Annotated in this window: 24 protein-coding genes and 1 riboswitch; of the genes, 5 read left to right on the forward strand and 19 right to left on the reverse strand. The window is 71.4% G+C overall.

The features are described from left to right. Positions 1–64: 64 nt before the first annotated feature. The 4 genes from ACYQPG_RS09725 to cbiE are packed head-to-tail and all read right to left on the reverse strand — an operon-like array spanning position 65 to position 3,775. Entirely contained in the window at positions 65–1,384 is a 1,320-nt protein-coding gene (locus ACYQPG_RS09725; protein WP_461230809.1) for a cobyrinate a,c-diamide synthase, read from the reverse strand. After that, positions 1,381–2,157 (reverse strand): precorrin-4 C(11)-methyltransferase, encoded by a 777-nt coding sequence (gene cobM / locus ACYQPG_RS09730; protein ID WP_461230810.1) that lies wholly within the window; start codon positions 2,155–2,157, stop codon positions 1,381–1,383. The genes ACYQPG_RS09725 and cobM overlap by 4 nt, the downstream gene beginning before the upstream one ends. Then, positions 2,154–2,558, reverse strand: a complete 405-nt coding sequence (locus ACYQPG_RS09735) for a cobalamin biosynthesis protein (protein WP_246692203.1) — start codon at positions 2,556–2,558, stop codon at positions 2,154–2,156. The genes cobM and ACYQPG_RS09735 overlap by 4 nt, the downstream gene beginning before the upstream one ends. After that, complete coding sequence (gene cbiE, locus ACYQPG_RS09740; protein ID WP_147938662.1) at positions 2,555–3,775, reverse strand: precorrin-6y C5,15-methyltransferase (decarboxylating) subunit CbiE; 1,221 nt, start codon at positions 3,773–3,775, stop codon at positions 2,555–2,557. The genes ACYQPG_RS09735 and cbiE overlap by 4 nt, the downstream gene beginning before the upstream one ends. Between cbiE and ACYQPG_RS09745 the strand changes: the two genes are divergently transcribed. Then, entirely contained in the window at positions 3,774–4,571 is a 798-nt protein-coding gene (locus ACYQPG_RS09745; protein WP_419829311.1) for a cobalt-precorrin-6A reductase, read from the forward strand. The genes cbiE and ACYQPG_RS09745 overlap by 2 nt on opposite strands. Here ACYQPG_RS09745 and cobJ read toward each other — a convergent pair. The 9 genes from cobJ to ACYQPG_RS09790 all read right to left on the reverse strand — a co-directional run bounded on the left by cobJ (position 4,538) and on the right by ACYQPG_RS09790 (position 14,044). Then, positions 4,538–5,299, reverse strand: a complete 762-nt coding sequence (cobJ, locus tag ACYQPG_RS09750) for a precorrin-3B C(17)-methyltransferase (protein ID WP_147905851.1) — start codon at positions 5,297–5,299, stop codon at positions 4,538–4,540. The genes ACYQPG_RS09745 and cobJ overlap by 34 nt on opposite strands. After that, entirely contained in the window at positions 5,296–6,075 is a 780-nt protein-coding gene (locus ACYQPG_RS09755; protein WP_461230811.1) for a precorrin-2 C(20)-methyltransferase, read from the reverse strand. Before ACYQPG_RS09755 ends, cobJ begins: the two co-directional genes overlap by 4 nt. Then, entirely contained in the window at positions 6,075–6,755 is a 681-nt protein-coding gene (locus tag ACYQPG_RS09760) for a precorrin-8X methylmutase (RefSeq protein WP_147905849.1), read from the reverse strand. The genes ACYQPG_RS09755 and ACYQPG_RS09760 overlap by 1 nt, the downstream gene beginning before the upstream one ends. After that, entirely contained in the window at positions 6,752–8,113 is a 1,362-nt protein-coding gene (gene cobG, locus ACYQPG_RS09765; protein WP_461230812.1) for a precorrin-3B synthase, read from the reverse strand. Before cobG ends, ACYQPG_RS09760 begins: the two co-directional genes overlap by 4 nt. Next, complete coding sequence (gene cobN, locus ACYQPG_RS09770; protein WP_461230813.1) at positions 8,110–11,586, reverse strand: cobaltochelatase subunit CobN; 3,477 nt, start codon at positions 11,584–11,586, stop codon at positions 8,110–8,112. Before cobN ends, cobG begins: the two co-directional genes overlap by 4 nt. Positions 11,587–11,658: 72 nt before the next feature. Then, positions 11,659–12,693, reverse strand: coding sequence for a cobalamin biosynthesis protein CobW (cobW, locus tag ACYQPG_RS09775; protein ID WP_461230814.1), 1,035 nt, complete (start codon positions 12,691–12,693; stop codon positions 11,659–11,661). Beyond that, a complete protein-coding gene (locus tag ACYQPG_RS09780) occupies positions 12,690–13,088 on the reverse strand; it encodes a DUF1636 family protein (RefSeq protein WP_461230815.1) in 399 nt (132 codons plus the stop codon). The genes cobW and ACYQPG_RS09780 overlap by 4 nt, the downstream gene beginning before the upstream one ends. Before the next feature lie 7 nt (positions 13,089–13,095). Further along, positions 13,096–13,845 (reverse strand): CbtA family protein, encoded by a 750-nt coding sequence (locus tag ACYQPG_RS09785; RefSeq protein ID WP_419829317.1) that lies wholly within the window; start codon positions 13,843–13,845, stop codon positions 13,096–13,098. Between the two features lie 16 nt (positions 13,846–13,861). Beyond that, positions 13,862–14,044 carry a CbtB domain-containing protein gene (locus tag ACYQPG_RS09790; protein ID WP_147938655.1) on the reverse strand — a complete coding sequence of 61 codons (183 nt, stop codon included), beginning with the start codon at positions 14,042–14,044 and terminating at the stop codon, positions 13,862–13,864. Positions 14,045–14,078: 34 nt separating this feature from the next. After that, positions 14,079–14,273: riboswitch (cobalamin riboswitch) on the reverse strand. Positions 14,274–14,501: 228 nt separating this feature from the next. On the opposite strand from ACYQPG_RS09790, the gene ACYQPG_RS09795 reads away from it, so the two are divergent. Both ACYQPG_RS09795 and ACYQPG_RS09800 read left to right on the forward strand, forming a co-directional pair. Continuing rightward, positions 14,502–15,524, forward strand: a complete 1,023-nt coding sequence (locus tag ACYQPG_RS09795; RefSeq protein ID WP_461230816.1) for a DUF4424 domain-containing protein — start codon at positions 14,502–14,504, stop codon at positions 15,522–15,524. Positions 15,525–15,647: 123 nt separating this feature from the next. Further along, complete coding sequence (locus tag ACYQPG_RS09800) at positions 15,648–17,003, forward strand: coagulation factor 5 8 type domain-containing protein (protein WP_461230817.1); 1,356 nt, start codon at positions 15,648–15,650, stop codon at positions 17,001–17,003. A 3-nt stretch (positions 17,004–17,006) separates the two neighbouring features. On the opposite strand, the gene ACYQPG_RS09805 is transcribed toward ACYQPG_RS09800, so the two are convergent. From ACYQPG_RS09805 to secG, 4 genes are all read right to left on the reverse strand, one after another. Then, positions 17,007–18,578, reverse strand: a complete 1,572-nt coding sequence (locus ACYQPG_RS09805; RefSeq protein WP_461232445.1) for a S10 family peptidase — start codon at positions 18,576–18,578, stop codon at positions 17,007–17,009. 2 nt (positions 18,579–18,580) lie between these two features. Continuing rightward, entirely contained in the window at positions 18,581–19,033 is a 453-nt protein-coding gene (locus ACYQPG_RS09810) for a DNA polymerase III subunit chi (RefSeq protein ID WP_147905841.1), read from the reverse strand. Positions 19,034–19,097: 64 nt separating this feature from the next. Continuing rightward, a complete protein-coding gene (locus ACYQPG_RS09815) occupies positions 19,098–20,726 on the reverse strand; it encodes a CTP synthase (protein WP_147905840.1) in 1,629 nt (542 codons plus the stop codon). A 227-nt stretch (positions 20,727–20,953) separates the two neighbouring features. Continuing rightward, complete coding sequence (secG, locus tag ACYQPG_RS09820) at positions 20,954–21,355, reverse strand: preprotein translocase subunit SecG (protein WP_147905839.1); 402 nt, start codon at positions 21,353–21,355, stop codon at positions 20,954–20,956. 303 nt (positions 21,356–21,658) lie between these two features. Between secG and ACYQPG_RS09825 the strand changes: the two genes are divergently transcribed. Further along, positions 21,659–22,117 (forward strand): nuclear transport factor 2 family protein, encoded by a 459-nt coding sequence (locus ACYQPG_RS09825; RefSeq protein WP_461230818.1) that lies wholly within the window; start codon positions 21,659–21,661, stop codon positions 22,115–22,117. Between the two features lie 19 nt (positions 22,118–22,136). Here ACYQPG_RS09825 and ppk2 read toward each other — a convergent pair whose 3' ends face one another. Together ppk2 and tpiA are read right to left on the reverse strand one after the other, a co-directional pair. Beyond that, positions 22,137–23,048 carry a polyphosphate kinase 2 gene (gene ppk2, locus ACYQPG_RS09830; RefSeq protein ID WP_461230819.1) on the reverse strand — a complete coding sequence of 304 codons (912 nt, stop codon included), beginning with the start codon at positions 23,046–23,048 and terminating at the stop codon, positions 22,137–22,139. Positions 23,049–23,161: 113 nt separating this feature from the next. Beyond that, a complete protein-coding gene (gene tpiA, locus ACYQPG_RS09835) occupies positions 23,162–23,923 on the reverse strand; it encodes a triose-phosphate isomerase (RefSeq protein ID WP_147905837.1) in 762 nt (253 codons plus the stop codon). A gap of 196 nt (positions 23,924–24,119) precedes the next feature. Here tpiA and ACYQPG_RS09840 point away from each other — a divergent pair, with 196 nt between their 5' ends. After that, a complete protein-coding gene (locus ACYQPG_RS09840) occupies positions 24,120–26,021 on the forward strand; it encodes a peptidylprolyl isomerase (protein ID WP_147905836.1) in 1,902 nt (633 codons plus the stop codon). Positions 26,022–26,026 lie beyond the last annotated feature (5 nt).

A 26,026-nucleotide genomic window follows, 5' to 3' on the forward strand; every position in this document is an offset into this window, starting at 1 on the left:
GTACACATCAGGCAATCAAATCGATCGCGTTTCGGCCGCGACGATCCCGCACGCTGAGTGCCTCTTAGAGCTCCTCGGCCGCGATGAGGTGGAAGAAGCTTCCGCCCACCAGGCCCACCCGGTGCCCGGCCAAGCCTTGATCCGTGCCTTCCGCATCGGTGACGCGAGCAAGGGCGTCCGCCTCCGCGGCGGAGGGTGACAGCTCGCTGGCATAGTGGAACTCGTGGCCCACGATCCGGGCGCCGCGGTGGCCCAGCGGACCGTCGCTGCTGAGGCGGGCGACACGATAGCCGAGATGCAGCTTGCGCTTGCGGTACGAGGTGGCGACCGGCAGCAGCCCCGCCATGGCGTGGGTGTTGCCATCCGCATCCTCGAGCGTCCGACCCAGGACCATGTAGCCGCCGCACTCCCCGTGGACCGGCCGTGTCGCCGCGAAGGCGCGCAGGCCGTCGAGGAAGCGGGTCGCGGCAGCGAGTTGCCCGGCATGCAATTCCGGATACCCGCCGGGCAGCCAGCAGGCGTCGCACGCTTCCGGCGGCGCTTCGTCGGCGAGGGGTGAGAACGGGACGATCTCGGCCCCGGCCAGCTGCCATCCGGCTTCGAGATGCGGGTAAAGGAAGCTGAACGCCGCGTCCCGGGCCACCGCGATCCGTTGCCCGGGCGGTCGCGGCAACACGCCCACCGACGACGGGGCGCTGCCGCCGGCGCAGGCGATGACGGCGTCGAGGTCGATGCCCACCTCGGCCAGGTCGGCGAGCCGGTCGAGCCGCGCCTCCAGGTCGGCCGTCTCGCCCGCCTGGACGAGGCCGAGGTGCCGCTCGGGCAGGACCAGCTCGGTATCGCGCATCAGGGCGCCGAGCACCGGGAGACCGACGCGCTCAAGACCGGCCTCCACGAGCCGGCGGTGGCGGGCGCTCGCAACCTTGTTGAGGATCACCCCGGCTATACGGATTCGCGGGTCGTAGAGCGTGCAGCCGAGCGCCACGGCGGCGGCCGATTGCGCCGCGCCGGACACGTCGATCACCAGTACCACCGGCCAGCCGAAGCGGGCCGCGATGTCGGCGTTCGCCCCGGTCCGGTTCTCCGCGGCCCGGACCCCGTCGAACAGGCCCATGGAGCCCTCGGCGACCACGATATCGGCCCGCGCGGCCGTCTCGCCCGCCAGCGCGTCGAGGAGCCCGGGCGCCATGGCGAAGCTGTCGAGGTTGAAGCTCGGCTGGCCGGTCGCCGCCCGGTGGAAGGCGGGATCGATGTAGTCCGGACCGCATTTGGCACCGCGGACACGCAGGCCCCGCCGGGTCAGCGCGCGCATCAGCGCGAGGGTGACGATGGTCTTGCCCGAGCTCGAGCGCGGGGCGGCCACCAGCAGGCCGGGGGCGCTCATACCGCGCCCCCCACGGTCCCGCCCGGCCTGTAGCGCCGGTCGTAATCGGGGGCGTAGAGCGCGCTTTCCCGGAAGTCGGCTGCGCCGAGCGCCGGCCCGACGAGGATCAGGGCGGTGCGTTCGAGACCGGCCCCCGCCACGAGGGCGGGGAGCCCGGCGAGGTCGCCGGTCAGCGCCCGCTCATCCGGCCACGAGGCGCGGAACACCACCGCCGCCGGGCAGGACGCGCCGTAGAATGGGATCAGCTCGGCCGCGACCTTCTCGATCACATGGATCGAGAGATGCACCGCCAGCGTCGCCCCGGTCGCCGCGAAGGCGGCAAGCGTCTCGCGCTCCGGCATCGCGCTCGCCCGGCCCGAGGTGCGGGTCAGCACGACGGATTGCGATACGCCCGGCACCGTCAGCTCCCGGCGCAGCATCGCGGCGGCGGCCGCGAAGGCCGGGACGCCCGGCGTCACCGTGTAGGCGATGCCGAGCCGGTCGAGCCGGCGCATCTGCTCGGCGAGCGCGCTCCAGATCGACAGATCGCCCGAATGCAGCCGCGCCACGTCGTGCCCGCCCGCATTCGCGGTCTCGATCTCAGCCATGATCGCGTCGAGATCGAGGGGTGCGGTGTCGACGATGCGGGCGCCCGGCGGGCACCAGCCCAAAATCTCGGGCGCCACCAGCGATCCGGCGTAGAGGCAGACCGGGCAGGCGGCGATGCGGTCGCGCCCGCGCACCGTGATCAGGTCGGCAGCGCCGGGTCCGGCGCCGATGAAGTGGACGGTCATGGGTGCCGAGCGGTCTGGTGCGGGATCGCGAGGGCGCAGGTTGCGCCGGCGCTGGCGATGCGGGGAAGGGCGAGGCGGCTCTCGGAACCCGCCGCCGCCAGGGCGGCCGCCTCGGCCAGCGAGCCGACGCCGCGCAGGCGCTCGATCCGGGCCGAGCGCGTGACGACTTTTGGGTCGCAGGCTTCCAGGGCTGCCGGTTCGACCGGCCAGGGCGAAAGACCGAACGCCGCCGCCGCCGCGCAGATAGACGGTTCCGCGGCCCTGTCTGACGCCGTGGCGATGGCCGTCAGATCGGTCCGGGCGGCACCGACGGCACCGAGGGCGCGGGCGATGAGGGCGGCGATCTCGTCGGCGCCGGTGCCGCGCCGGAACCCGATCCCGGCTACGAGCGGGTCGGTCATGGCTTGGTCCAGGCCCATTGGGTCACCGGCATCGCGGGACGCCAGCCGTGCATCCCCCCCACCGGGCTCGCCCGATCGACCGCGAAGCGCCGCAGGCTTCCGCCATGTTGGGCGAAGGCCGCGAGCAGCGCCGCCTCGCCCTGGATCGTGACCGCGTTGGCCACGCAGCGCCCGCCCGGCCGGAGGGAACCGAGCGTATCCGCCAGAACCCCCGCCTCGGAAACGCCGCCGCCGATAAAGACCGCGTCCGGGGCGGCTAAACGGGCTAGGGCTGCCGGGGCTGCGCCTGTGACCACCGACAGGTCCGGAACCCCGAGGGCCTGAGCATTCCGGAGGATCCGCTCGGCCCGGTCCGGCCGAGCCTCGATGGCGGTGGCGCGCAGGCTCGGATGGCGCAGCATCCACTCGATCGCGATGGATCCCGCCCCGGCCCCGACATCCCAGAGATGCTGGCCCGGATGCGGCTGCAGAGCCGCCAGCGTCAGGGCGCGGATCTCGGCCTTGGTCAGCTGCCCGTCATTCTCGAACAGCCCGTCGTCGAGGCCGGGCGCCAGCGGTAGGGCCTGTCCTGCGCCTGCCACCGCGATGGCCACGGTGTTGAGCGGGTCGATCGTACCGAGGTCGAAGCCATCGGCCCGGCCCTCGCGGACCCGCTCGCGCGGGCCGCCCATCGCCTCCAGCACCGTCATGGTCGAGGCGCCGAAGCCGCGCTCGGTGAGCAGCCCCGCCAGCGCCGACGGTGTGGTGCCGTCCCAGGACAAGACCAGGAGCCGGGCCCCTGGCTGGATGTGGGGCACTATCCGCGCCAGAGCCCGCCCGTGCAGGGTGACGAGACCACATTCGGCCAGCGGCCAGCCGAGCCGCGCGCAGGCGAGACTGAAGGCGGAGGGCTGCGGGAAGGCGCGGATTTCGGTGGGTGGCACCAGCTGGGCAATCTCGGCGCCGATGCCGTAGTGGAACGGGTCGCCGGTCGCGAGGATGCAGGTCGGCCGTCCACGCCGGGCCAGGATCTCCGGATAGGCGTCGTGGATCGGGCTCGGCCAGGTCCGGGTCTCGGCGTCGAGGGGGGCGGCCAGGGCGAGGTGGCGCCGCCCGCCATACACGACCTGCGCGGCATCGAGCGCCGCGGCAGCCGCCGGCGCGAGGCCCGAGCGTCCATCCTCGCCGATGCCGACGATCGATAGCCAGCGGTGGCTCGACAGGGCATCAGCGCTCATGGACAAGACCCCCATGAACCGCGGTGCGATGCGAATCCTGATCCTCGGCGGCACCGGCGAGGCGAGCGCCTTGGCCCGGGCGCTGGCCGACCGGAACGCGTACGCCGTAACGCTGTCGCTGGCCGGCCGGACCGCGGCCCCGAAGGCCGAGCCGGTGCCGACCCGGATCGGCGGGTTCGGTGGCGCCGTGGGCCTCGCCGATTATCTGCGCGCGGGGGCTATCGATCGCCTGATCGACGCGACGCACCCGTTCGCGGCGACCATCTCGGCCAACGCCGCCGCCGCCGCGGAGGCCGCAGGGGTGCCGCTGCTGGCGATCCGCCGGCCGGGCTGGCGCCGCGAGGCGGGCGACCTTTGGACCGAGGTGGCGACCATGGAACAGGCGGTCGCGGCCCTCGGGCCGGCGCCCCGGCGCGTGTTCCTGACGATCGGCCGTCAGGAGGCCGGCGCCTTCGCGGTGGCGCCGCAGCACAGTTATCTGGCCCGGAGCGTCGAGCCGCTCGGGTCGGCTCTGCCCGTGCCGGACCTCACGGCCATCGAGGCGCGGGGCCCGTTCGACGCGACGGCCGAGGCCGCGCTGATGCGTGCCACCGGCACCGAGATCCTGGTCAGCAAGAATTCCGGCGGTGCGGCGACCTACGGCAAGATCGCGGCGGCGCGCAGCCTCGCGATCCCGGTGGTGATGGTGCGCCGGCCGGAGAAGCCGGACGTGCCGAGCGTCCCCGACGCCGCGGGCGCTCTGCGCTGGCTCGAGACCGGCATTCATGCCGGGCCCGCGACCTTGCGCGACGTGTAGACGAACGGCACGCCGCCGGACCGTGGGATCAGCCGCGTGGTGGAGGCGCCGAGGATCACCATCGTGGCCATGTCGGCCGGTACGGCATGCGCTTCGGCCAGCGTCGAGACCCGGATCGCCTCGTCCGGCCGGCTGATCGCGCGGGCGAACATCACCGGCGTCTCGGGCGCCCGGATCCCGGCGGCGAGATCGAAGGCGGCGCCGAGCTGCCAGGGCCGGGCGGCCGAGATCGGGTTGTAGAGCGCGATCACGAAGTCGGCGCGCAGCACCGCGTCGAGCCGGGCGGTCACCACCGGCCAGGGCTTCAGGTTATCCGAAAGCGACAGGGCGCAGAAATCGCCGCCCAGCGGCGCGCCAAGCCGGGCGGCGGCGGCCAGCATCGCGGTGATCCCCGGCTCGACCGTGATGGTCAGGTCGCGCCATCCGGGCTCGCCGTGCTCCACCGCCTCGAACACGGCCGAGGCCATGGCAAAAACGCCCGGATCGCCGCCGGACACCACCGCCACCCGCCTCCCGGAGGCGGCGAGCTGCAGGGCGTGGCGGGCGCGGTCCACTTCGACGCGGTTGTCGCTGGCGTGACGGATGAGGTCCGGGCGCTCGGGCACGCGCGCCACGTAGGGAAAGTAGCCGATCAGATCCTGCGCGGCGTCGAGGGCCCGGCGGGCGGACTCGGTCAGCAACCCGGGATCCCCGGGGCCGAGGCCGACCACCGTGACGCTGCCGCTCACGGCCGACGCCCCTCGCCGGGCAGGAGGACCATCGAGAAGTAGGGCGCCTCGTCGTCGGCCTTGTCGGCGAGCATCACCACGCGCTCGCCCGCCATGGTGCCGCGCTCGACATAGACGGCCCGGTTCAGCAGCCCTGCGGCGGTGAGCGCAGCCCGCACCTTCGGCAAGTGCCGGCCGAGCTTCATCAATACGGCGGCGTCGGTGCCGCGCAGGCGCTCGGTGAGCGCGTCCAGCGGCAGCGTGGCCGGCAGGACCGTGAGGATGTCGTCGCCCCAGGTGATCGGCGTGCCGGCCCGAGTCCAGCAGCCCGACATGCCGGTGACGCCCGGCACCACCTCCACGGGGAAGCGGTCCTTGAGGCGCCGCCACAGGTGCATGAACGAACCGTAGAAGAACGGGTCGCCCTCCGAAAGGATCGCGACGTCGCGCCCGGCGCCGAGATGGTCGGCGAGCTGGCCGGCTGCGTCGTCGTAGAAGGCGGCCAACGCCGCCACGTAATCCGGGTGCTCCGGGTGGATCTCGGTGGTGTAGGGGTAGGCGAGGGGCATCTCGCGGGCGGGGTCGCGCAGGATCGCGTCCGCGATGGTACGGGCGTTGCCACGCCGGCCACGCTTGCAGAAATGCACCAGCACCTGTGCGCGCATCAGGATGCGCTGCGCCTTCACGGTGAGCAGTTCCGGGTCGCCCGGGCCCATGCCGACCCCGTAGAGGGTGCCGGTCACGGCGATCGCGGGGATCTCCTCGACGGGGGCTTCGACGCGCTCGAACCCGTCCATCACTCGACCTCGCTGGCGAGCGCGTTGACCGCCGCCGCGGTCATCGCGCTGCCGCCGCGCCGGCCGTGGACGACCACGAACGGCACCCGGCCGTCCCGGGCCAGGGCATCCTTCGATTCGGCCGCGCCGACGAAGCCCACCGGGATGCCGATCACGGCGGCCGGGGGCGGCACGCCGGCGTCGAGCAGTTCGAGCAGGCGGAACAGGGCGGTGGGGGCGTTGCCGACCGCGACGATGCTGCCCGGCAGGTGCTCCCGCCACAGTTCCATGGCGGCGGCCGAGCGGGTGGTGCCCAGGCTCTTGGCGAGGTCCGGCACGCGCGGATCGCCCAGCGTGCAGATCACCGCGTTCTTGGCGGGCAGCCGTGTCCGGGTGACGCCGTCGGCGACCATCCGGACATCGCACAGGATCGGGGCGCCGGCCTGGAGCGCCGCGACCCCCGCCTCGGCGAACCCATCCGACATCTCCACGTCTACCGGGAGGTCGGTCATGCCGCAGGCATGGATCATCCGGACGACGACGCGCTCGGCCGCACCCGACCAGCGCGCGAGGTCGGCCTCGGCCCGGATCATCGCGAAGGAGCGGGCGTAGATCGCCGCACCGTCACGGATATAGTCGTACCGGGAGGCCGCCTCCGGCTCCGAACCTGCCTGGCGCAGGGCGTTCTGGCTCGCGCTCATGCCGGTCTCTCGTACCTCCCAAATTCCGTCACGGTGTTCTCCGGCGCGAAGGCGGCGGCGAGCCCGACTGTCTTGGCCCTTCCTAACCGCTCCATCACCGCCTCGATAGGGAGGTGCATCGCCGGCTCATCGCCCGGCGAGCCGCCGATGACGGCGCCGTAGAGCCCATCCCGGCCGACCAGGGTCAGGTCGGCCGGGCCCGGCCGGGCGCAGCCCTTGGCACAGCCGGAGACGTGGGCCACGCGCCCCTCCAGGCCGAGTGGCGCGAATATCGTCGCGAGAAGCGCGGCATCCACGAGCGTCGGCGTCGATCCGGAGGCGCAGGCCGGCGCGCCCGTACAGGCGGCGACGCTGCGCCGCGGATCATCGGAGGCGATGATGAAGGTTCGGGCCAGAGCGGTGAGATCGGCGGCGGACGGATCCTGACGCGGCAGCAACACGAAGCCGCGAGCCGGGGACAAGCGGATCTCCCCGGCACCGAGGCGAGCGGCAAGGTCCACGAGGTGGTCGAGGGCAGCGGCTGTGCAGCGACCGAACGGCGCATCCACGGCGAGCATTGATTGGCCCGGCGCCAAAGATGTGACGCCTGTCAGCGGCGAGAAAGGCGCTCCCTGCGGAGAGACTCTACCGCACCCACTCTCCCGCATGGGAGGGGGGACTTGCACCTGCATCGCGAGCCGAACGGCATTCTCCACCGCGCCAAACTCATCGGGCGACAGATCGCGCATCCGCCGCCGGCCGGTCCGGGCGAAGGCGTTCAGCAGCGCTGCGACCGCCGCCGGTGCCTCCTCTCGGGTACAGGCGACGAGATCGTGAAGACCGTGCTCCATGGCGACTGCAATCCCGACATCGCCGGCGGCATAGGGGAACACACGGACATCGCCCTCAGGCACCTCCGCACCCAGGCGCCCTTCGACCACCACCAGCGTCTTGGCCGGCAACCCCGCCACCGCGAGTCCCGCCGCCTCCACGGCACGCGCAAGGGCCGGCACATCGAGCGTTTCCGCGGGATCGCGGCCGGCGAGCGGGCTGGTGAGCGTCAGCCGCTGCGGACCGCCATCGCTGCGCGCGTCGCCGAGGCCGGCGGTTTCCAGCAGCCGGGCGAGCGGCGTGCGCGTCGCCTCGGACACGCCGCGGATCTGGAGGTTGGCGCGGGCGGTGAGGTCGAGATGGCCATTGCCGAAGCGACGCGCGCCGTCGGCTACAGCGTGTGCTTGCGCCAGGGTCAGGATCCCGAGCGGCGGATGCACCCGGGCGAGCAGGCCGTCGCCGGTGGGCATCGGGCGGCTGAGCCCCGGGCACCAGCCCCGGCGCGCGGGCGCCTGGGGCAGAACCCTGCGATGGGTGGAGGCGCTCATTCGGCGGCCTCCGGCATCAGCGCGTCGGCCGGCAGCGCGTTGCGCCGGCTGTGCCACAGGCCACGGTCGCGGGCCTCGTCGAACCGCTCCAGGATCGCCCGGGTCGCGGCTGGGTTGGCGGCACGCAGGCGGTCGAAGACATCGGCATCGGCAATCCAGGCCGCGTAGAGGCGGTCGAAGCCGGCATCGGTCACGGCGTCGCTCGCTGCGGCCAGCACGAACACGGCGTCGAGGCCCTGGGCCAATTCCTGCGCGCCGCGGTAACCGTGGCGGAGCTGGCCCGCGATCCAGCGGGCGTCTGCCAGGCGGCCACCGATCAGCCGGGCTGCATCCTCCCGGGCGGTGCGGGCCTTTGGGCGGTCGGGAACAGAGACGTCGAGGCTGTACAAGGTGGGGCTGGCGCCCTGGAGCGTGGCGGCGGCCGCGAACCCGCCCATGGCGTCCACCGCGGCATCGCCGTCGAACAGGTCGCGCTCGGCCACGTCGAAGGCGTGCAGATAGGCGTCCGCCGCCGCGATCCGGGCGCCGAACTCCGCGTCCGGCCCCTCGCGGTCGCCGTAGGCGTGGCTGCTGGCCGCGAGGTAAGCCCGTCCGAGATCGGCCCGGACGTCCCAGGCGCCGTCGAGGGCGGTGGCGGCCGTGCCGGCGCCGTAGCGACCCGGTGCCGCACCGTAGACCCGGGCGGTCGTCTCACCACGGCGGCGCGCGGCGGCCAGGGGATTCTCACAATCCTCCTCGTCCCGTTCGGCCACCGCACGGGCGGCGCGATCGAGCAGCGCCAGCGTATCCGGGAAGGTGTCGCGGAACGCGCCCGAGACGCGGACCGTCACGTCGATGCGCGGCCGGTCGAGCATCGCCAGCGGCAGCACCTCGAAGCCGGTGACCCGTGTGCTGGCATGGTCCCAGACCGGCCGGACGCCCATCAGCGCCAGGGCGTGGGCGACGTCCTCGCCTCCGGTGCGCAGGGTCGGCGACGCCCAGAGATCCATGACGATCCGGGCCGGGTACTCGCCCTCGTCCTGGAGGTAGCGCGTCACCACGGAGGCGGCGGCCTTCTCGCCCAGCAGCGCTGCGGCGCGGCTCGGGATCGCCCGCGGGTCGAGGGTCGCGAGGTTGCGCCCGGTGGGCAGCACGTCGGCACGGCCGCGGGACGGCGAGCCCGCGGGGCCCGGGGGCACGAAGCGGCCGTCCAGGGCCGCCAGAAGGCCCGCCCGCTCGCCGGCGGCGCTCGCCAGGACCGTCTCCCGTGCATCGGCCGGGGCGCGCCCGAAGACGTGAAGCCCGTCGCGGAACGTCGTCTCGCCAAGATCGCAGAGATGGGCGTCGAGGCGGGTGAGCGCCTCGTCCATGGGCGTGTCCGGCCCGATCCCGGCGCCCGACAGAAGCCCCGCGGCGTCCGCATCCTCAAGGATCGCGGTGGCGATCAGTCCGGCCCGGCGCGGATCGAGCACGCTGGCGGCGGAATACTCCTCCACCAGCTCGCGCAGGCGCGCGGCCTCCGGCGAGAGGGCGTGCACCTCGGTATCGGGGGTGAGATGGCCGAGGGCGATCCCGCCCAACCGGCGCTTGAGCGGCGCGGCCTCGCCCGGATCGTCGACGATGAACGGGTAGATGACCGGCAATCCGCCGACGCAGAGCGCTGGGAAGCAATCCGGCGAGAGCGCCACCGCCTTGCCTGGCAGCCACTCGGTGGTGCCATGGGTTCCGAGCTGCACCAGCGCGTCGAAACGCTGCCGGAGCCCGAGGTGGAACGCCAAGTAGGCGTGGGTCGGGACGCGCTCCGGATCGTGGTAGCCGGTCTTCCGATCCGGGTCGCGGCCGCGGTCGGGTTGGAGGAAGAGCGCGATGTGTCCGCCCGCCATCCCAAAGGCGTCGGTGTCTGCACCCCGGCCCGCGAAACATGCGACGTGCTCCCCCTCCCGCACGGGAGAGGGGACCGGCAATGCGATCGGCCGCGCGCGTATCCGGTCGGCTGCGGTGAGCGGAGGGGCCGCCGCATCCGCCGTGACCATCCGGAACCGGAAAAGACCACCGCGGCACGTCGGGTCGTCCGCTGGCTCGCCCCAGGCAGCCGTCAGCGCTTCACGCTGCGCCGCCGGCAATCCGGCGAGCCAAGCGACATAATACCCCAGCGGTACCGCGAAGCCCGCCTCGCCCTCGGTGAGCGCCTGCATCAGTGCAGCCGGCTCGGGCGGCAAACCGGTCGCGTAACCCGACCCGGCAAGATCAGAGAAAATCGCGCGGGCGCTTTCGGGCGTGTCTAGGCCGACCGCGAAGCCGGCCCGGCCGCCACGGGCGGGATAATCGGACAGGACGACGGCCACCCGCCGCTCGGCCCGGGGGAGGGCGGCGAGACGCAGCCAACCCGCCGCCCGTTCGGCCAAGGCTTCGATGCCGGCCGGATACGGAACCGCCCGGCGCTCGGCGAAGCCGGCGACCTCGGCGGCCTCTTCCTTGAACGAGATCGGAAAGCCGGAGAGTCGGCCATCGAATTCCGGCAGGGCGACCTGCATCGCGAGGTCCGCAGCCCCGAGGCCGCGCGCCGAGGCTTCCCAGGCCGCCTGGGGCGAGCCGACCGTGTAGGCCTGAAGCACCGGGCAATCGGCGCCGTCGAGGACGAAATCGATCCCGTCCTCCCGCGCCGAGAAGGCGGTGGCGGCGATCACCAGATCCGGTTTGCGGGCGCGCACGGCCTCGGCCACCGCCCGGGCCGCCTCCGGCTCCTTCAGGCTCGACACCGCCATCGGCAAGACGCCGATCCCGCGGGCGCGCAGGGCCGCGACCAGGGTAACGAACGGCGCGGTGTCGCCGCCCAGCACCGCGGAGCGGTAGACCAGGAGCAGGGCCAAGGGCGCCTTGGTTGCCCGCATGTCGGCCAGCGGCACCGCCGTCTCGGCCGCCGCGACGGCGACACCCAGGGGCAGCGCGCCACAGCCCGGGCACCAGGGAAACCCCCGCGGCAGCGGCTGAGGCGGCTCGACCGTGCCTCCCGCGCCGAACCGGACGGCCAGGAGGCCCAGCATCCGCCGCAGGTTCTCCGGGCCGCCGGCGCGAAAATAGCGGTCGAGCTGTTCGGCCAGATCCGGGTCGGTGGAGAAGCCGGCAAGGCGCGGGTCCGGCCGGTCGTCGCCCGGCAGCACCGCCAGCACGACACCGTGCGCCCGCGCCGCGGCGGCACAGCGCTCGATGCCGTAGCGCCAGTAATCCAACCCGCCGAGGCAGCGGATCACGACGAGCTTCGCGCGGGCGACCACGCGCTCGACGTAGAGATCCACCGACATCGGGTGCCGGAGCTTGGCGAGCTTTGCGAGCCGCAGGCTCGGCAGCCCGGGCTCGCTGGCATGGGCCTGCCCGATGCCCGCGAGGTCGCTGTCGGTGAACGAGAGCACGACGAGGTCGCCCGGCTCCTGCCCGAGATCCACCGCCGCCTCGCCCTCGTCGAGGGAGACCGTATCGATGCGGACGAGATGCATGGCGCGCTTCCTAGGCCCCGCCAGATCGGGCGCGCGCGCAGCGTCTCAGCGAGGGAGCGCGCGCGATCGCGATCATCCCGCGAGCGCCGCGGCGACGGCGCCCTGGTCGAAGCCCTTCAGGCCGATCACCACCAGGCGACCGTCCCGGTTCTCGCCCGCCCGCCAGGGCCGGTCGAAATGGTGGGCCACGCGCCGGCCGACGCCCTGCACCACGAGGCGCATGGCCTTGCCCTCGACCTCGGCGAAGCCCTTGATCCGCAGCACACCCGCGGCCTCGGCAGCCTTCTCGACGCGGGCCGCGAGGTTGCCGGCCGTGACGGCCGGGCGGATCGGCAGGGCTACGGTCTCGAAGTCGTCGTGGTCGTGGTCCTCGCCGTCGCCGTGATGCGAGGGGCGGGCGTCGAGGTCGTCCTCGGCCGCGGCGCCGAGCCCGAGCAGCACCAGCGGGTCGATGGCGCCGTTCTCGGTCTCCACCACCTTCACGGCGCGGGGCAGGTGAGCCTCGACCTCGGCGCGAACCCGGGCGCGGGTCTCGGCGTCGAGCAGGTCGGACTTGTTGAGCACGACGAGGTCGGCACAGAGGAGCTGGTCCTCGAACACCTCCTCCAGCGGGTTGTCGTGGTCGACCGCCGTGTCGGCGGCGCGCTGGGCGGCCAGGGCCTCGGGATCCTCCGCGAAGGCGCCCGCGGCCACGGCCGGCCCGTCCACCACGGCGACGACGCCGTCGACGGTGACCCGCGAGCGGATGGCCGGCCACTGGAACGCCTGGACCAGCGGCTTCGGCAGGGCGAGGCCGGAGGTCTCGATCAGGATGTGCTCCGGCGGCTCGGCGCGACCGAGCAGGCTCTCGAGCGCCGGAACGAAGTCGTCGGCGACCGTGCAGCAGATGCAGCCGTTCGGCAGCTCCACGATGGAGTCCTCGGTGCAGCCCTCGACGCCGCAGGCGACCAGGAACGACTTGTCGAAGCCGACATCACCGAACTCGTTGACCAGGATCGCCAGGCGGCGGCCCTTGGCGTTCTCGATGACGTGGCGGACCAGCGTCGTCTTGCCGGCCCCCAGGAAGCCGGTGACGATGGTGCAGGGGATCTTGGTCACGATGGTCATTCCGCAGCCTCCAAGGTGCCGGCCGGAAGCGGGCGGGGATCGGGAAAGGGCGGGATGCGGGCGATCACGCCGGTCTTGAATGCGGCAGGGCGCTCCCGCCAGGGCACGATGCCGTCCGGCGTCGCCGCGTAGGCGGCCAGCCCGTCCAGGATGGTCGCCGCCGACTCGGACGGGTCCATATCGCCGTAGACGTAGGTCCAGCGGGTCTCGGACGCGACCGCCACGGAACAGGGCCGCTTGCACACCGACAGGCACTCGACCCCCTCGATCCGCAGCTGCCCGGACGTGTTGCGCGCGCGCAGGGCCTCGAGCAGGCGCGCGCCGGCCCGGGGCCCGTCCGGATCGTCGCCCGGGCGGCGGCAGGTCGTACAAACGTAAAGGACGGTCTCAGGCATGACGGCCTCAGGCATGCACCGTCCCGCGTGCGTTTCCACGGCCGAAAGCCTGCCAGGCCCAGCCGAAGCCGAGGCCGATCAGCATCCAGAACACGAAGCTGATCGCCAGCGAGCGTGCCGCGAACTGCGCCGCAAGTGCCGCGGGAAGCTCCGAGGACACCTCCGCAGCCTGCGGCGCACCGGCGACGTGCGGCGCCACGATCAGCACGAGGCCGCCCAGGATCGCGATCAGCGAGCGCCGGACCGTGATCAGGTACAGGCCCATCCCGGTGGCGGCGGCGGTCATCACCCACCAGGCCTGACGGGCGGCGAGCGGTGCCGCCTCGCTGCCCGGCAATTCCGGCGGCAATCCCAGGCCCGGGGCCAGAGCGACGCTGGCGAAGCCCGCGATCGCGAACGCGACACCGACCTGCCGCGTCGGCTCACGGCCGCAGGCCAAGATCACCGCACCGAGCAGGAGGGCGTAGCCGACCCCGCCCACGAGCGTCGCCAGAGCGGTGAAGGCCATCCGGGGCAACCCCTCGCCGGGCTGCCACTCGGGTGCGGCGTCCGGTGTGCCATGATCGTGCCCCGCATGAGCCAGCACGACCTGAGCCGACATGATCGGGAGCCTGCGCTCGGCCTGGTGCGTCTGCTTGGTCTCATAGCGCTCGGCCGCCACGATCAGCGGCGACGTCAGCGTCAACTCGAGGCCGGTCACGACGACGGCCGCGAGGAAGCCGGCGGCCAGGGCCGCCGACAGAAGCCGGATGATCATCCCTGCGCCAGGGGCGTCAGTGGCAGGGGAAGTTCTGGGTATGCCGGAAATCGTGCGCGGCGTTGTGCAGCGCGATCGCCGGCGAGAAGCCCGCCATGAACAAGAGGCCGAGGCCCAGGAAGGCCGCGAGCGCGACGGCAACCGGACGCTCTCCGGCGCGGGTGCCGGTGGCGATGGGGGCGAGGGTCGAGGTGGTCATCAACATGTCTCCAGCCGCCCCACCGGCGGCATTGCGGGATCTCATCGTGACGGCAGGTCTCCTGGCTCGCGGCTCGGCGCGCCTGCCGCCTTCCCGGATCGCTCCGGTGGCCTACTGGCAGACGCTCGCCGCTCACAGTTGCGGGGGCAGCCGCGGTTTCGAGGTTCGTACCCCTCACCGCATTCCCTTTTCACCCCGTCTCCGGGGCACCGTCACGCCATCGTTGTAGACGCATGACAGCTCTCGCACAACGGAGGCCCGGCGGAATCGTTTCGGACTCTTGGGGTACGGCACGGATATGCGGGTCGGGCGGTGGCCGTGAGTGTCGAAACGCATTGGGGGGCGGACTTCGACGCGCCGCGACCGCCGTCGGCGCTTGGCCCGCGGCACCGGCGCCGTGTAACGGCCGGCGTGGACGATTCCGGCCCATGTCCGATTCTCGAACCCTTGAGCGTTGATGTCGATGCGTACCTTGTCGCTGGCCCTCGTCGTCCTGGCGGCCACGTCCCTTCCGGTCCGGTCCGACGACAGCACCGCCGCGCTCATCGCCGGGGGGCTCGTCCTGGAAAAGGCCGACACGATCGCCCTCGCGGCCGAGGATCTGTACCTCTCCGAGCAGGCCGTGCAGATCGACTATCGGTTCCGCAACCTGACCGATTCCGACATCGAGACCACGATCGCGTTCCCAATGCCCGACATTACCGGCGACTCCGAGATGCTGGTTTCGCTCCCCGATCCGGCGCACGACAACTTCCTGAAGTTCCAGTCCGCGGTCGATGGCGAGCCCGTCGAATCGCAGGTCGAGCAGCGGGCGTTCCTGATGCGGAGCGATACACCGCCCGTGGAGATCACCGCTCGGCTCAAGGCGCTGGGGATCCCGCTCGTGCCAACCATCACGGCGACGGAAGCGGCCCTGCGCCGCCTCGGCGAGCGCCAGCGGCGCGACCTGATCGCGGCCGGCATCCTGGAGCGGCAGGAGCACAAGGACGGGACGATCGCGGATGCCCCGCTCTGGACACTGAAGTCGAAATTCTGGCGACGGCAGGTCTTTCCCGCCGGGCGCGAGATCGCGGTGCGCCAGAGCTACGTCCCGAGCCTCGGCGGTCTCGCGAGCCTGTCCTACGGCGGGCCGAACCTCGACCCGGCGCAGAAGGCGCACTACGCGACCCGATATTGCACGGACCCGACCTTCGAGCGGGTGGCCCAGGCCCTGTACCGGCGGTCGAGCGCCGACGGCAGCCGGGCATTCCGGGCCTACGAACGGTCCCTCTCCCACGTGATCAGCTCCGGCGGCAACTGGGCCGGCCCGATCGGCCAGTTCAAGTTGGTCGTGGACAAGGGGGATCCTACGACCCTGATCTCGTTCTGCGGGGCCAACGTGAAGAAGACCGGCCCGACGACCTATGAGACGGTGATGAGGGACTTCGTCCCGCAGCGCGATATCGAGATCCTGCTGCTCAAGACCAAGACGGGCGAATGAACTAGTCGGGCGCCCTCGCGGTGCGCCCATGGGCTTGACGCGTCGGGTTCGATACGGGCACCGCCGGGCGCGCCCTCCGGCCCCGACCTCGGCGCATTTGGTCCAGCCCGCCTCGGAGACACGATGGCCCCGGAAGACGCCCCGACATCCGCCCTCGTCGATCTTGCGGCCGGCCGCGCCCCGCAGCGGGTCGTCGAGGCGGATAGGACCTGGCTGGACCTCGACCTCGGCGGCCGCTTCCCGGTCCGGTCCGTTGTCGGGATCCCGTGCGGGGAGGGCGGTTCGGTCGCGGAGGGCGCCATCCTGTTCTCGCAGGACGGCGTGACCTGGTCCGCACCGGGCATCGCGTCCCGTCCGGTCGAGTCGGAGGCCGGCACGGTCGTCATTGAGGCCGACGAGCGCGCCTGGACGCGTTCCGTCCGCGTCGCGATGCCGGCCTCGATGCCGAACGTCACGGTCCGGGTCATGTGCGAGGAGGCGGCGTTCGACCTGATCGCCCTGCGGGCCATGCTGGGCCTCGACGTGACGCTCCTGAACGAGAAGCCCGGCGCCAACGCCTTCACCGCCTATACCCTGGAGAGCAATCCGGGTCGCACGAGCGGCGCCCTCGTGGGCGTGGCGGTGTTCCAGAACGGCGCCTTCGGCAACTGCTTGATCCAGTACATCATCGCCCTGTCGGTCGCGAAGGCGCTGAACCTGAAATACGTGGCGGTTCCGAAGTTCGACCGCAGCAAAGTCATCTTCCTGACCGAGCGGCTGACTTGTGACGGCATCACCTTCCTGCCTCCGGACGAGCCGCTGCCGACCGACGGGTACTTCCTGTCCGGCCTGTTCTTCGATCCGATGCAGTTCCAGCGGCAGGTGAGCCTCGACGCGCCGCCGGATTCACGGGCGATCATCCAGGGGATGATCCGCCCCCTGTTCAACGGCCTGCCGGCGACGGTCCCGCCCAAGCCCGACGACCAGCTCCTGATCCACATCCGCTCGGGCGACATCTTCAGCACCTGGGTCGACCCGCATTATCCCCAGCCGCCCTTCGCGTTCTACCGCATGGTGATCGACCGGCTGCTCGGCGAGGGCCGCATCCGCTCGATCAAGCTGGTTTTCGAGAACCGGCTGAACCCGGTGATCGCCGCGGTCGAGGCCTATGCGCAGGGTCTCGGATTGCCGGTGGAGACTCAGAGCGAGTCGCTGATCGCCGACGTCACGGCCTTGGTGAACGGCCGCTACCTCGTGTTCGGCCTGGGGACCTTCGGCCCGGCGATCTGCCACCTGTCCGAGCGGGTCGAGCAGGTCTTCTACTTCGCGTCCAACTGGCCGCAGATCTTCCGGGGTATTCCGTCGATCGACCGGGTCATCGAGGTCCGGGACTTGGAGGAGCGCTATATCAAGGTCGGCGCGTGGCAGAACACCGACGCGCAGCGCCGGATGATGATCGAGTACCCGGCCGAGGCGCTGGCCTTCGACGACGCCGCCTGAGGATCAGGGCTTGTCCTCACGGTGCTCGACGGGATCTGCGGTCGCCCCGCGCACCTGTACGGCATCCCGGTACAGGCGCTCGACGTCCCGCTTGAACGCGGCCCGGGAATCGTCCCGCGAGTAGAACATGTGGCCGCCGGGGTAGACCGCGAGGCTGATCCGCCCGGCGCCGTAGGCCGGCACCTGCGCGAGCAGGAGCTTCGAGGCGTAGTAGGGCGTTACGAGATCGGTGAAGCCGTGGGCGACCATCACCCTGAGCCGGCCGTCCAGCGCCAGCACGCCCTTCAGGTTCGATAGCGCCTCCGGGGCCTGCCGGCCCGAGCCCCAGGTCCAACCGCGGTTCACGGCGTTGTTCAGCAACTCGTAGCGCATATTCGGCACCGGCCACTTCAACGTGCGCGCGTAGAGGTCGAGCATCGCGCTGGTCAGCGGCGCCTGGAGCGCGGTGAGCTGGGGATCCTCGAAGCCCGATTGTGCGGCGTCCGGGTTCGGGTCCCAGCCCGTGATGCCGGTGTCGTAGGCGCTGGTGACGCGCTGCTCCGCCCGGTCGAACTCGCGCTGAACGCTGCGGGTGGACAGGCGCGCCGCCTGCGCTTTCACGAAGGCTGCGTCGAACCCGGTGAAGGCCGCGACCTTGTCGGTCATGCGCGCAACGGCGGCCTTGTCGCCGGGGCCCTTGAGCAGGTCGGCGAGATAGGGGCCCACGGCGTAGGCCTCGGCATCGCCGAGCAAAGCCGGGCTCGGCGCCGTGCCGGCCCGTTCGAGGGCGCCGGCCGCCAGGGACGGCAGCTTCAGTACGTAGCCCCAGGGATTGGCCCGCGGCGTCTCGAGCCAGCCGAAATCCAGCACCGGCGACAGCAGCACCAGCCCGGACAGGCCGACACCGATATCCTCCTGCAGCTTCTCGGTGATCAGCGGCCCGCGGAAGCCACCGTAGCTCTCGCCGACGAAGAACTTCGGGCTCGCCATGCGGTCGTTGACCCGCAGGTAGCGGGCGATGACGGCCGCGAGCGTGGCGGCGTCGCTGTCGATGCTCCAGTAACTCTTGCCGTTGCCGTCCGCGGCCCGGCTGTAGCCGGTGCCCACCGGATCGATGAAGACGAGGTCGGTGAAGTCGAGCCAGGTGCCGTCGTTGGGCGTCAGCGCCACCGGTTGCGATGGGCTGATGCTGGCGCCGCCGGTGGGCAGGCGCCACGGCCCGATCGCCCCGATATTCAGGTAGGCGGACGCCGCTCCGGGGCCGCCGTTGACCGCGAAGGTGACGGGCCGCTGGCGCCCGGCCTCCGGGGCCATCGTGTAGGCGACGTAGGCCACCTCGGCCTGAAGCTTACCGGCCTCGTCGACGAGCGGCAGGCTGCCGGCCGTGGCGGTGAAGTCGAGGGTCCGGCCGTCGGGGAGCGTCACGCTCTGGCGCGTGGTCGAATCCGGAGGAAGGCGCCGGCCCTCCGGCCCGCGAGGCGCTGGCTTGGCCTCCCCTTGAGGGCCGGGATGGTGTGCGTCCTGCGCGTGGAGTGGCAGCGGCGCCGTCAGGATGAGGACGAGCGCGGTATGCGCGAGACGTTTGCGGAGGAGCACGGTCAAGCCTTCTTGTTCCAGCGGCCCGAATCGTCCTGCTGCCAGTAGGCGACGGTATGGCCCGCCTCCTTGGCCTGGCGCCACTGCTCGCGGGCGCGCAGCAGGGCGTCCTGGTCGGTCCCGTCGAACAGGATGCAGATCCGTTCGTAGCTCTCTGCGTCCGGAGGCAGGTCGGCGCCCTCCACCAAAAAGCGGATGGAGGCGGTGTTGGGGTTCACGTCGCGCAAGGTGAGTACCACCGGCTGCCCGGCCGCGTCGGGATCACGGTCGGTGCCGTGGGGCAGAAAGCTCTCGTCGGAATAGGTCCACAGGTGGTCGTCGAGGGCTTGAAGCCGCTCCTCGGTGGCCGCCTGGATCGCGGCCTGCCAGCCCCGGCCGAGCGAGCGCTCGACGAGGTTCGGCAGCACCTTCTCCAGGGGCTGGCGCTGCATGTGGTAGAACAGGATCTCGGTCACGATCCGACCGATATAGGGTTCGGGGCCCAGGCGCGAGCAGCGGCGCGGAGCCGCGCCCCGGCGCTCAGACCAGCCGGCTCTGCTCGATCGCCGCGCCGACGAACCCCTTGAACAACGGGTGCGGCTCGAACGGGCGAGACTTCAGCTCCGGGTGGAACTGCACGCCGATGAACCACGGGTGCCCGACATGCTCGACGGTCTCGGGCAGGAGCCCGTCCGGCGAGAGGCCGGAGAAGCGCAGGCCCTTCGCCTCCAGCCGCTCGCGATAGGCCATGTTGACCTCGTAGCGGTGGCGGTGCCGCTCGGAAATCCGCTCCGACCCGTAGATCTTGGCGATCTTCGAATCGGGGTCGAGCTGTGCGTCGTAGGCCCCGAGCCGCATCGTGCCGCCGAGATCGCCGACCGCCGCGCGGCGCTCCAGCTCGTTGCCGCGCAGCCACTCGGTCAGCAGACCGACCACCGGTTCGGAGGTCTCGCCGAACTCGGTGGAGTTGGCGTTCGGCACCCCGGCCAGCGAGCGGGCGGCCTCGATCACCGCCATCTGCATGCCGAAGCAGATCCCGAAATACGGGATGCGCTTCTCGCGGGCGTAGCGGGCCGCCCGGATCTTGCCCTCTGCCCCGCGCTGGCCGAAGCCGCCGGGCACCAGGATGCCGTTCAGGCCCTCAAGGAACGGCGCGGGATCCTCGCGCTCGAACACCTCGGCCTCGATCCATTCGAGGTTGACCTTCACCCGGTGGCTGATGCCGCCGTGGATCAGAGCCTCGGTGAGCGACTTGTAGGCGTCCTTTAGCCCTGTGTACTTGCCCACGATGGCGATGGAGACCTCGCCCTCGGGGTTGCGCACCCGGTCGGAGATGGTGGTCCAGCGGCCGAGATCCGGCTCCTCGCCGTGCTCCAGGCCGAAATGGCCGAGCACCTCCCGGTCGAGCCCGGCCTTCCGGTAGGAGAGCGGCACCTCGTAGATCGAGGCCACGTCGAGCGCCTCGATCACCGCGGTCTCGCGGACGTTGCAGAACAACGCGAGCTTGCGCCGCTCCTCGATCGGGATCGGCCGGTCGCAACGGCAGAGCAGGATGTCGGGCTGGATGCCGATCGAACGCAGCTCCTTCACGGAGTGCTGGGTCGGCTTGGTCTTCAATTCGCCCGCCGACGGGATGTAGGGCAGCAGCGTCAGGTGGACGTACGCACAGGTGCCGCGGGGCAGTTCCTGGCCGAGCTGGCGGATCGCCTCGAAGAACGGCAGCCCCTCGATGTCGCCGACCGTGCCGCCGATCTCGACCAGCACGAAGTCGAACGTGTCGTTGCCGTCGAGGACGAAATCCTTGATCGCGTTGGTGACGTGCGGAATCACCTGGATGGTGGCGCCGAGATAGTCGCCGCGCCGCTCCTTGGCGATGATGTCCTGGTAGATCCGGCCGGTGGTGATGTTGTCGGCCCGGCTCGCCGGCACGCCGGTGAAGCGCTCGTAATGGCCGAGATCAAGGTCGGTCTCGGCGCCGTCGTCGGTGACGAACACCTCGCCGTGCTGGGTCGGGCTCATCGTGCCCGGATCGACGTTCAGGTAGGGGTCGAGCTTGCGCATCCGCACCCGGTAACCCCGGGCCTGGAGTACGGCGGCCAGCGCCGCCGAGGCGAGTCCCTTACCGAGGGAGGAAACCACGCCGCCGGTGATGAAAACGTACCGCGTCATGGGCCTCGGTCCATACAGAAAGCGCTGGCCTTTGCCAAACGGCAAGCCTGCCGGCGATGGAATGGTTGGGGATCAGGCGGGCAACGGGAACGGCCCGCCAGGGCGGACCGGAGCTGAGCCGAATCGCCGGCCCTCGCTCATCCGCCGCCTGACCTCTTGCGGCTCACGGGGCCGGTTGTCACGCGCGTCCAGTGCCGACCCGGTATCCATTTCGGCCATGCGCCGCGTCAGCGCGACTGCGGCGCCTCGGGCACGGCCGGCTGGGCCGGCGCGGTCGCGGGGGCCCGGTCCTGCTGCTGGCGCAGGGTGTCGAGCAGGTTGTCGGCTCCGGTCGGCTGCTTGGCCGGCTGGCCGGCGGGCGAGGACGCGCCGGTGTCGAGGATCGACTTCGGCGCCGCCGAACGGTGCGACATCACGGCGAGCAGCATGCTGGTGGCGAAGAACAGGGCGGCCAGGATCGCGGTCGCGCGGGTCAGGGCGTTGGCCTGGCCGCGGCCGGTCATGAAGCCGGCGACGCCACCCCCGCCGCCACCGCCGAGCCCGAGGCCGCCCTCGGAACGCTGCAGCAGCACAACGCCGATTAGCGCGAGCACGATGATGAGATGGACGACGATCAGGACGGTCTGCATCGGTGTTCCGGAATCTGGTTCGGCTTCGCGCGCCGGTCCCGAGGAGGCGATCCGGCGACGGGCGGCCGGTGCCAGGCGTTCGAGGTGCCAAGCAGTCGAAGTGCCAGGCATTCGAGGTGTCAGGCATTCGACTTGGCGCGCCGGTCGCAAATCTGCGTCGGCCATACACCACTCGCTGGCCGCCGCCAACTTGACGATCGGCCCCCGGTTGTTCCCGGTCGGCCTCGCGTCCGGGGTCGGACCGTGTTCTGACGGGCGGGAAGGCGGCTCATCGAACGCGCCGCCCCGCCCGGGAGGCTCGCCATGACCATCTCACGCCGTTCGGCGCTCGCCGCCGCGTTCGCCGCGCCGATCCTGATCCACGCGCCGCCGGGGTTCGCCGCCGGAACGGAAGCCTCCGCCCAGACCGCCGAGGTCGAGGCGGCGGTGGATGCCTTGACCAAGGCCCTGCTCGCGGCGGACGGCACCGCCCTCGATGCCCTCACCCTCAATGGCTTGAGCTACGGCCATTCGAGCGGCGTTGTGCAGGACAAGGCGGCCTTCGTCGGCGCGCTGACCAGCGGCGCCTCGCGCTTCCCCAGCATCACGCTGTCGGACCGCTCGGCCTCGGTGATCGGGGAGGACGCGATCGTCCGGCACGTCTTCACCGGTGAGGCCGTCGCGGGTGGAAAAACCTCGCCGGTCCATATCGGTGTGCTGCAGGTCTGGCGCCGGGACGACGGCCGCTGGCGCCTGATGGCGCGCCAGGCGTTCAAGCTCTGACGCGCGACCAGTTCGCCGCTCAGTAGCGCGACGGGACGAGCATCTCCGGCGGGGTCGGCGTGCGGATGTAATCCGCGTGGCGAACCCGCTCGGGCAGGTGAACCGGCGGATGCTCGACGTCCTGGTAGGGGATCTGTTCGAGCAGGTGGCTGATACAGTTCAGCCTGGCGCGCTTCTTGTCCACAGCCTCGATGACCCACCAGGGCGCCTCGGGGATGTGGGTGCGGGTCAGCATCTCCTCCTTGGCGCGGGTGTAGTCCTCCCAACGCCGGCGGGATTCGACATCCATTGGCGACAGCTTCCACTGCTTCAACGGGTCGGCGATGCGCATGTGGAAGCGCAGGGCCTGCTCCTCGTCGGTGATCGAGAACCAGTATTTCAGCAGCACGATGCCGGAGCGCACCAGCATGCGCTCGAACTCGGGCACCGAGCGGAAGAACTCCTCGACGTCGGCATCGGAGCAGAAGCCCATGACGCGCTCGACGCCGGCCCGATTGTACCAGGAGCGGTCGAACAGCACGATCTCGCCGCCGGCCGGCAGGTGGCTGACGTAGCGCTGGAAGTACCATTGCGTGCGCTCGCGCTCGCTCGGCGCCGGCAGCGCCGCGACCCGGCAGACGCGCGGGTTGAGGCGCTGGGTGATCCGCTTGATCACGCCGCCCTTGCCGGCCGAATCGCGCCCCTCGAACAGGACCACGACGCGCAGCTTGCTGTGCTGGACCCAGTCCTGCAGGCGGACCAGTTCGTGCTGGAGGCGCAGCAGCTCCCGGAAATAGAAGCGGCGGTCGCTGCCGGAGCCGGTCCCGCCCTCGAGGCTGTCGAGGCGGTCGTCCTCGAACCCGAGCTCCATCTCCTCGTCGTAGCTGTCGAGGATCTCGCGGCGGATCATGTCCACCATCGAGGGGTCGGCGCGGTCGTGATCGATGGTCATGGCAGGCTTCGCGGTCGGGTGTCGTCACGCCCCACAAAGCAGGATCGTGTGACAGTCCCGAGACCCTGACGAAGGCTTTGCCCGAGACTCCCGCCCGAGACCCCGCCCGCGCCTCAGGCGTAGGCGCCGCAGATCCCCAGGAAGTCCTCGGCCACGAGGCTCGCGCCGCCCACCAGGGCGCCGTCGACGTTCTCCACCGCCATCAGCTCGCGGGCGTTGCTGGGCTTCACGGAGCCGCCGTAAAGGATGCGGATCCGGTGCGCCTCGTCGCCGACGAGCTTGTCCAGCATCTCCCGCAGAGACGCGTGGACCTCGGCGATGTCGCGGGGCGTCGGGGTCCGGCCGGAGCCGATCGCCCAGACCGGCTCGTAGGCGATCACAGTGTCGGCCGCGGTGGCGCCCTTGGGCAAGCCGATGGCCAGCTGTGCGCGGACGATGTCGAGGGCGCGCCCTTGCTCGCGCTCCTCGATGGTCTCGCCGACGCAGATGATGCCGCTCAAGCCGGCGCGGCGGGCGCCGAGCGCCTTGGCGTGGACGCCGTCATCCGTCTCGTGATGGTAGGCCCGGCGCTCGGAATGGCCGACGATCACGTATTGCGCGCCGAGGTCGGCCAGCATCTCCGCCGAGATCGATCCCGTGAAGGCGCCGCTCGGCCGGGCGTGCAGGTTCTGGCCGCCGATGACGATCGGCGAGCCGGCGGCCGCGGCCACGCAGGAGCCGATCAGCGTCGCGGGCGGGCAGATCAGCACCTCGACGCGGGATGCCAGGTCCGGCGTGAGACCGTCCCGGATCGCCTCGACCACTTTGATCGAAGCCCGGGTCCCGTTCATCTTCCAGTTGCCGGCGACCAGCGGTTTCCGCCCCGTCTGCGACATCCCTAGCCCTCACCTCGTCCCCGCGCCGCCACGGTATTCCGGGGTCGGCGGGGCCTACCAGAGCGAGCTTGGGCGCGCAAACCGTCCGAATGGGTGAGCCTTTGCCTGTGGGCGCGAATGGTCTATCGCGGTCGGCTTTCAGGGATGGCACCGGCCCGGCGACGGGTCGACGGCCGAAGGTATCCGATCACAGATCATGCTTCAGGGCATCCGCAACGCCAGCCAGCATTGGCTCGGCAAGATCGTCTTGACGATCATCTTCACCCTGCTGATCGCGGGCGTCGGGATCTTCGGCGTGGAGGAATTCTTCCGCGGCGGCTCCAGCAGCAACGTCGCGACGGTGGGCAGCACGCCGATCACCGCCGAGCAGGTGCGCCAGGCCTACCAGAACCAGCTGCAGCGCTATCAGACGCAGCTGAAGCGTGCGCTCACCCCGGATCAGGCGCGGATGCTCGGCCTCGACCGGCAGGTGATGTCGCAGCTGATCACCGAGGCAGCCCTCGACCAGAAGACGCATGATCTCGGTCTCGGGGTGCCGGACGCCTCGGTGATCCGGGCGATCCACGACGAGAAGAGCTTCCAGAACGCCCAGGGCCAGTTCGAGCCGCAGCTGTTCTACCAGACCCTCCAGCGGGCGGGCCTGAACGAGGGCCTGTTCGTGCGCGAGCAGCGCTCCGTGATCGCGCGGCTGCAGCTCGCCGAGGCCGTGTCGTCCGATCTGCACGTGCCGGCGGCGATGCGCGAGGCGGTCCACCGCTACACCACCGAGCGCCGCTCTGCGGCCTACCTGATGCTGACCCCGTCCGTTGCCGGAGAGATCCCGGCCCCGACCGAGGACGCATTGAAGGCCTGGTACGAGGCCAACAAGTCCGGTTTCCGGGCGCCGGAATTCCGGACCGCGACCCTGCTGGTGGTCGATCCCGAGGCGATGGCCAAGCCGGAGGCGATCACCGATGCGGACGCCAAGGCCGCCTACGAGCTGAACAAGGGCCGCTACGGCAGCCCGGAGAAGCGCACGATCCAGCAGGTCGTGTTTCCGGATGCCACCGCGGCCGAGACCGCCCGCAAGGCGATCGAGGACGGCTCGAAGACCTTCGAGGCCGTGGCCGAGGAACGCAGCACCGGCGGCACCGACCTGACGCTCGGCACGCTGACCAAGGCCGAATTGTTCGACAAGGTCGTGGCCGACGCCGCCTTCGCGCTGCCCGAGGGCGGCGTGAGCCAGCCGGTCCAGGGCCGCTTCGGCACCGTGCTGCTGCGCGTGACCAAGATCGAGCCGGGCACGGTCAAGCCGTTCGCCGAGGTCGAGGGCGAGATCCGCAAGGGCCTGGCGCTCAGCCGCGCCCGGGACGCCATGGAGACGACCCGCGACGCCATCGAGGACCAGCGCGCCAGCGCCAAGCCGCTCGCCGACATCGCCGCCGAGCGCGGGCTGAAGCTCGTGACCGTCAAGGCGGTGGATCCCCAGGGCAAGGGCCCGGACGGCCAGCGCGTCGCCGACATCCCCGACCCGGACACCACCCTGCCGGCCCTGTTCCGGGCCGAGATCGGCGGCGACAACGAGCCGCTGCGCACCAAGTCCGGCGGCTACGTCTGGTACGACGTAACCGGCATCGACGCCGCGCACGACAAGCCGCTGGACGAGGTCCGGGACGGCGTGAAGGCCGGCTGGACCACCGCCGAGATCGCCAAGCGGCTCCAGGCCAAGGGCCGGGAGCTGGCGGAGAAGCTCAACGGCGGCGCGACCATCGAGGCGGTCGCCCAGGAGGTCGGCGTCAACACGCAGGAGGCGCAGGACCTTGCCCGCAACCAGGCCAAGGACATGCTAACCGCCGACGACGTGAACCTGATCTTCGCCACCCCGGTCGGCAAGGCTGGCACCGCGGCCGCGGGTGATTCGCGCGCCGTGTTCAAGGTTACGGCGGCGACGATGCCGGCCTTCGTAGCCAACACTCAGGGCGACAAGGCGATCACCAAGAACTTCCAGGCCGCGCTCGCCGACGACGTGCTGTCCCAGTATATTTCCGAGGTCCAGAAGAACGCGGGCGTTAAGATCGATCAGGCGGCCCTGCGCCGGGCCATCGGCGGAGAGTATTGAGGGCC

The organism is Methylobacterium sp. CM6246 (genome assembly GCF_054818005.1).

Bases quoted from the DNA above. Each gene is read 5' to 3' on its own strand.
- ACYQPG_RS09735 (WP_246692203.1), bottom strand. From the start codon at position 2,558: ATGACCGACCCGCTCGTAGCCGGGATCGGGTTCCGGCGCGGCACCGGC.
- cobM (WP_461230810.1), bottom strand. From the start codon at position 2,157: ATGACCGTCCACTTCATCGGCGCCGGACCCGGCGCTGCCGACCTGATC.
- ACYQPG_RS09825 (WP_461230818.1), top strand. From the start codon at position 21,659: ATGACCATCTCACGCCGTTCGGCGCTCGCCGCCGCGTTCGCCGCGCCG.
- secG (WP_147905839.1), bottom strand. From the start codon at position 21,355: ATGCAGACCGTCCTGATCGTCGTCCATCTCATCATCGTGCTCGCGCTA.
- ACYQPG_RS09755 (WP_461230811.1), bottom strand. From the start codon at position 6,075: ATGGACGGGTTCGAGCGCGTCGAAGCCCCCGTCGAGGAGATCCCCGCG.
- cbiE (WP_147938662.1), bottom strand. From the start codon at position 3,775: ATGAGCGCTGATGCCCTGTCGAGCCACCGCTGGCTATCGATCGTCGGC.
- ACYQPG_RS09760 (WP_147905849.1), bottom strand. From the start codon at position 6,755: ATGAGCGCGAGCCAGAACGCCCTGCGCCAGGCAGGTTCGGAGCCGGAG.
- cobW (WP_461230814.1), bottom strand. From the start codon at position 12,693: ATGACCATCGTGACCAAGATCCCCTGCACCATCGTCACCGGCTTCCTG.
- ppk2 (WP_461230819.1), bottom strand. From the start codon at position 23,048: ATGACCATCGATCACGACCGCGCCGACCCCTCGATGGTGGACATGATC.
- ACYQPG_RS09800 (WP_461230817.1), top strand. From the start codon at position 15,648: ATGGCCCCGGAAGACGCCCCGACATCCGCCCTCGTCGATCTTGCGGCC.
- ACYQPG_RS09745 (WP_419829311.1), top strand. From the start codon at position 3,774: ATGGACAAGACCCCCATGAACCGCGGTGCGATGCGAATCCTGATCCTC.
- ACYQPG_RS09780 (WP_461230815.1), bottom strand. From the start codon at position 13,088: ATGCCTGAGACCGTCCTTTACGTTTGTACGACCTGCCGCCGCCCGGGC.
- cobN (WP_461230813.1), bottom strand. From the start codon at position 11,586: ATGCATCTCGTCCGCATCGATACGGTCTCCCTCGACGAGGGCGAGGCG.
- ACYQPG_RS09790 (WP_147938655.1), bottom strand. From the start codon at position 14,044: ATGACCACCTCGACCCTCGCCCCCATCGCCACCGGCACCCGCGCCGGA.
- ACYQPG_RS09815 (WP_147905840.1), bottom strand. From the start codon at position 20,726: ATGACGCGGTACGTTTTCATCACCGGCGGCGTGGTTTCCTCCCTCGGT.
- cobG (WP_461230812.1), bottom strand. From the start codon at position 8,113: ATGAGCGCCTCCACCCATCGCAGGGTTCTGCCCCAGGCGCCCGCGCGC.
- ACYQPG_RS09725 (WP_461230809.1), bottom strand. From the start codon at position 1,384: ATGAGCGCCCCCGGCCTGCTGGTGGCCGCCCCGCGCTCGAGCTCGGGC.
- tpiA (WP_147905837.1), bottom strand. From the start codon at position 23,923: ATGTCGCAGACGGGGCGGAAACCGCTGGTCGCCGGCAACTGGAAGATG.
- ACYQPG_RS09795 (WP_461230816.1), top strand. From the start codon at position 14,502: ATGTCGATGCGTACCTTGTCGCTGGCCCTCGTCGTCCTGGCGGCCACG.
- ACYQPG_RS09840 (WP_147905836.1), top strand. From the start codon at position 24,120: ATGCTTCAGGGCATCCGCAACGCCAGCCAGCATTGGCTCGGCAAGATC.
- ACYQPG_RS09785 (WP_419829317.1), bottom strand. From the start codon at position 13,845: ATGATCATCCGGCTTCTGTCGGCGGCCCTGGCCGCCGGCTTCCTCGCG.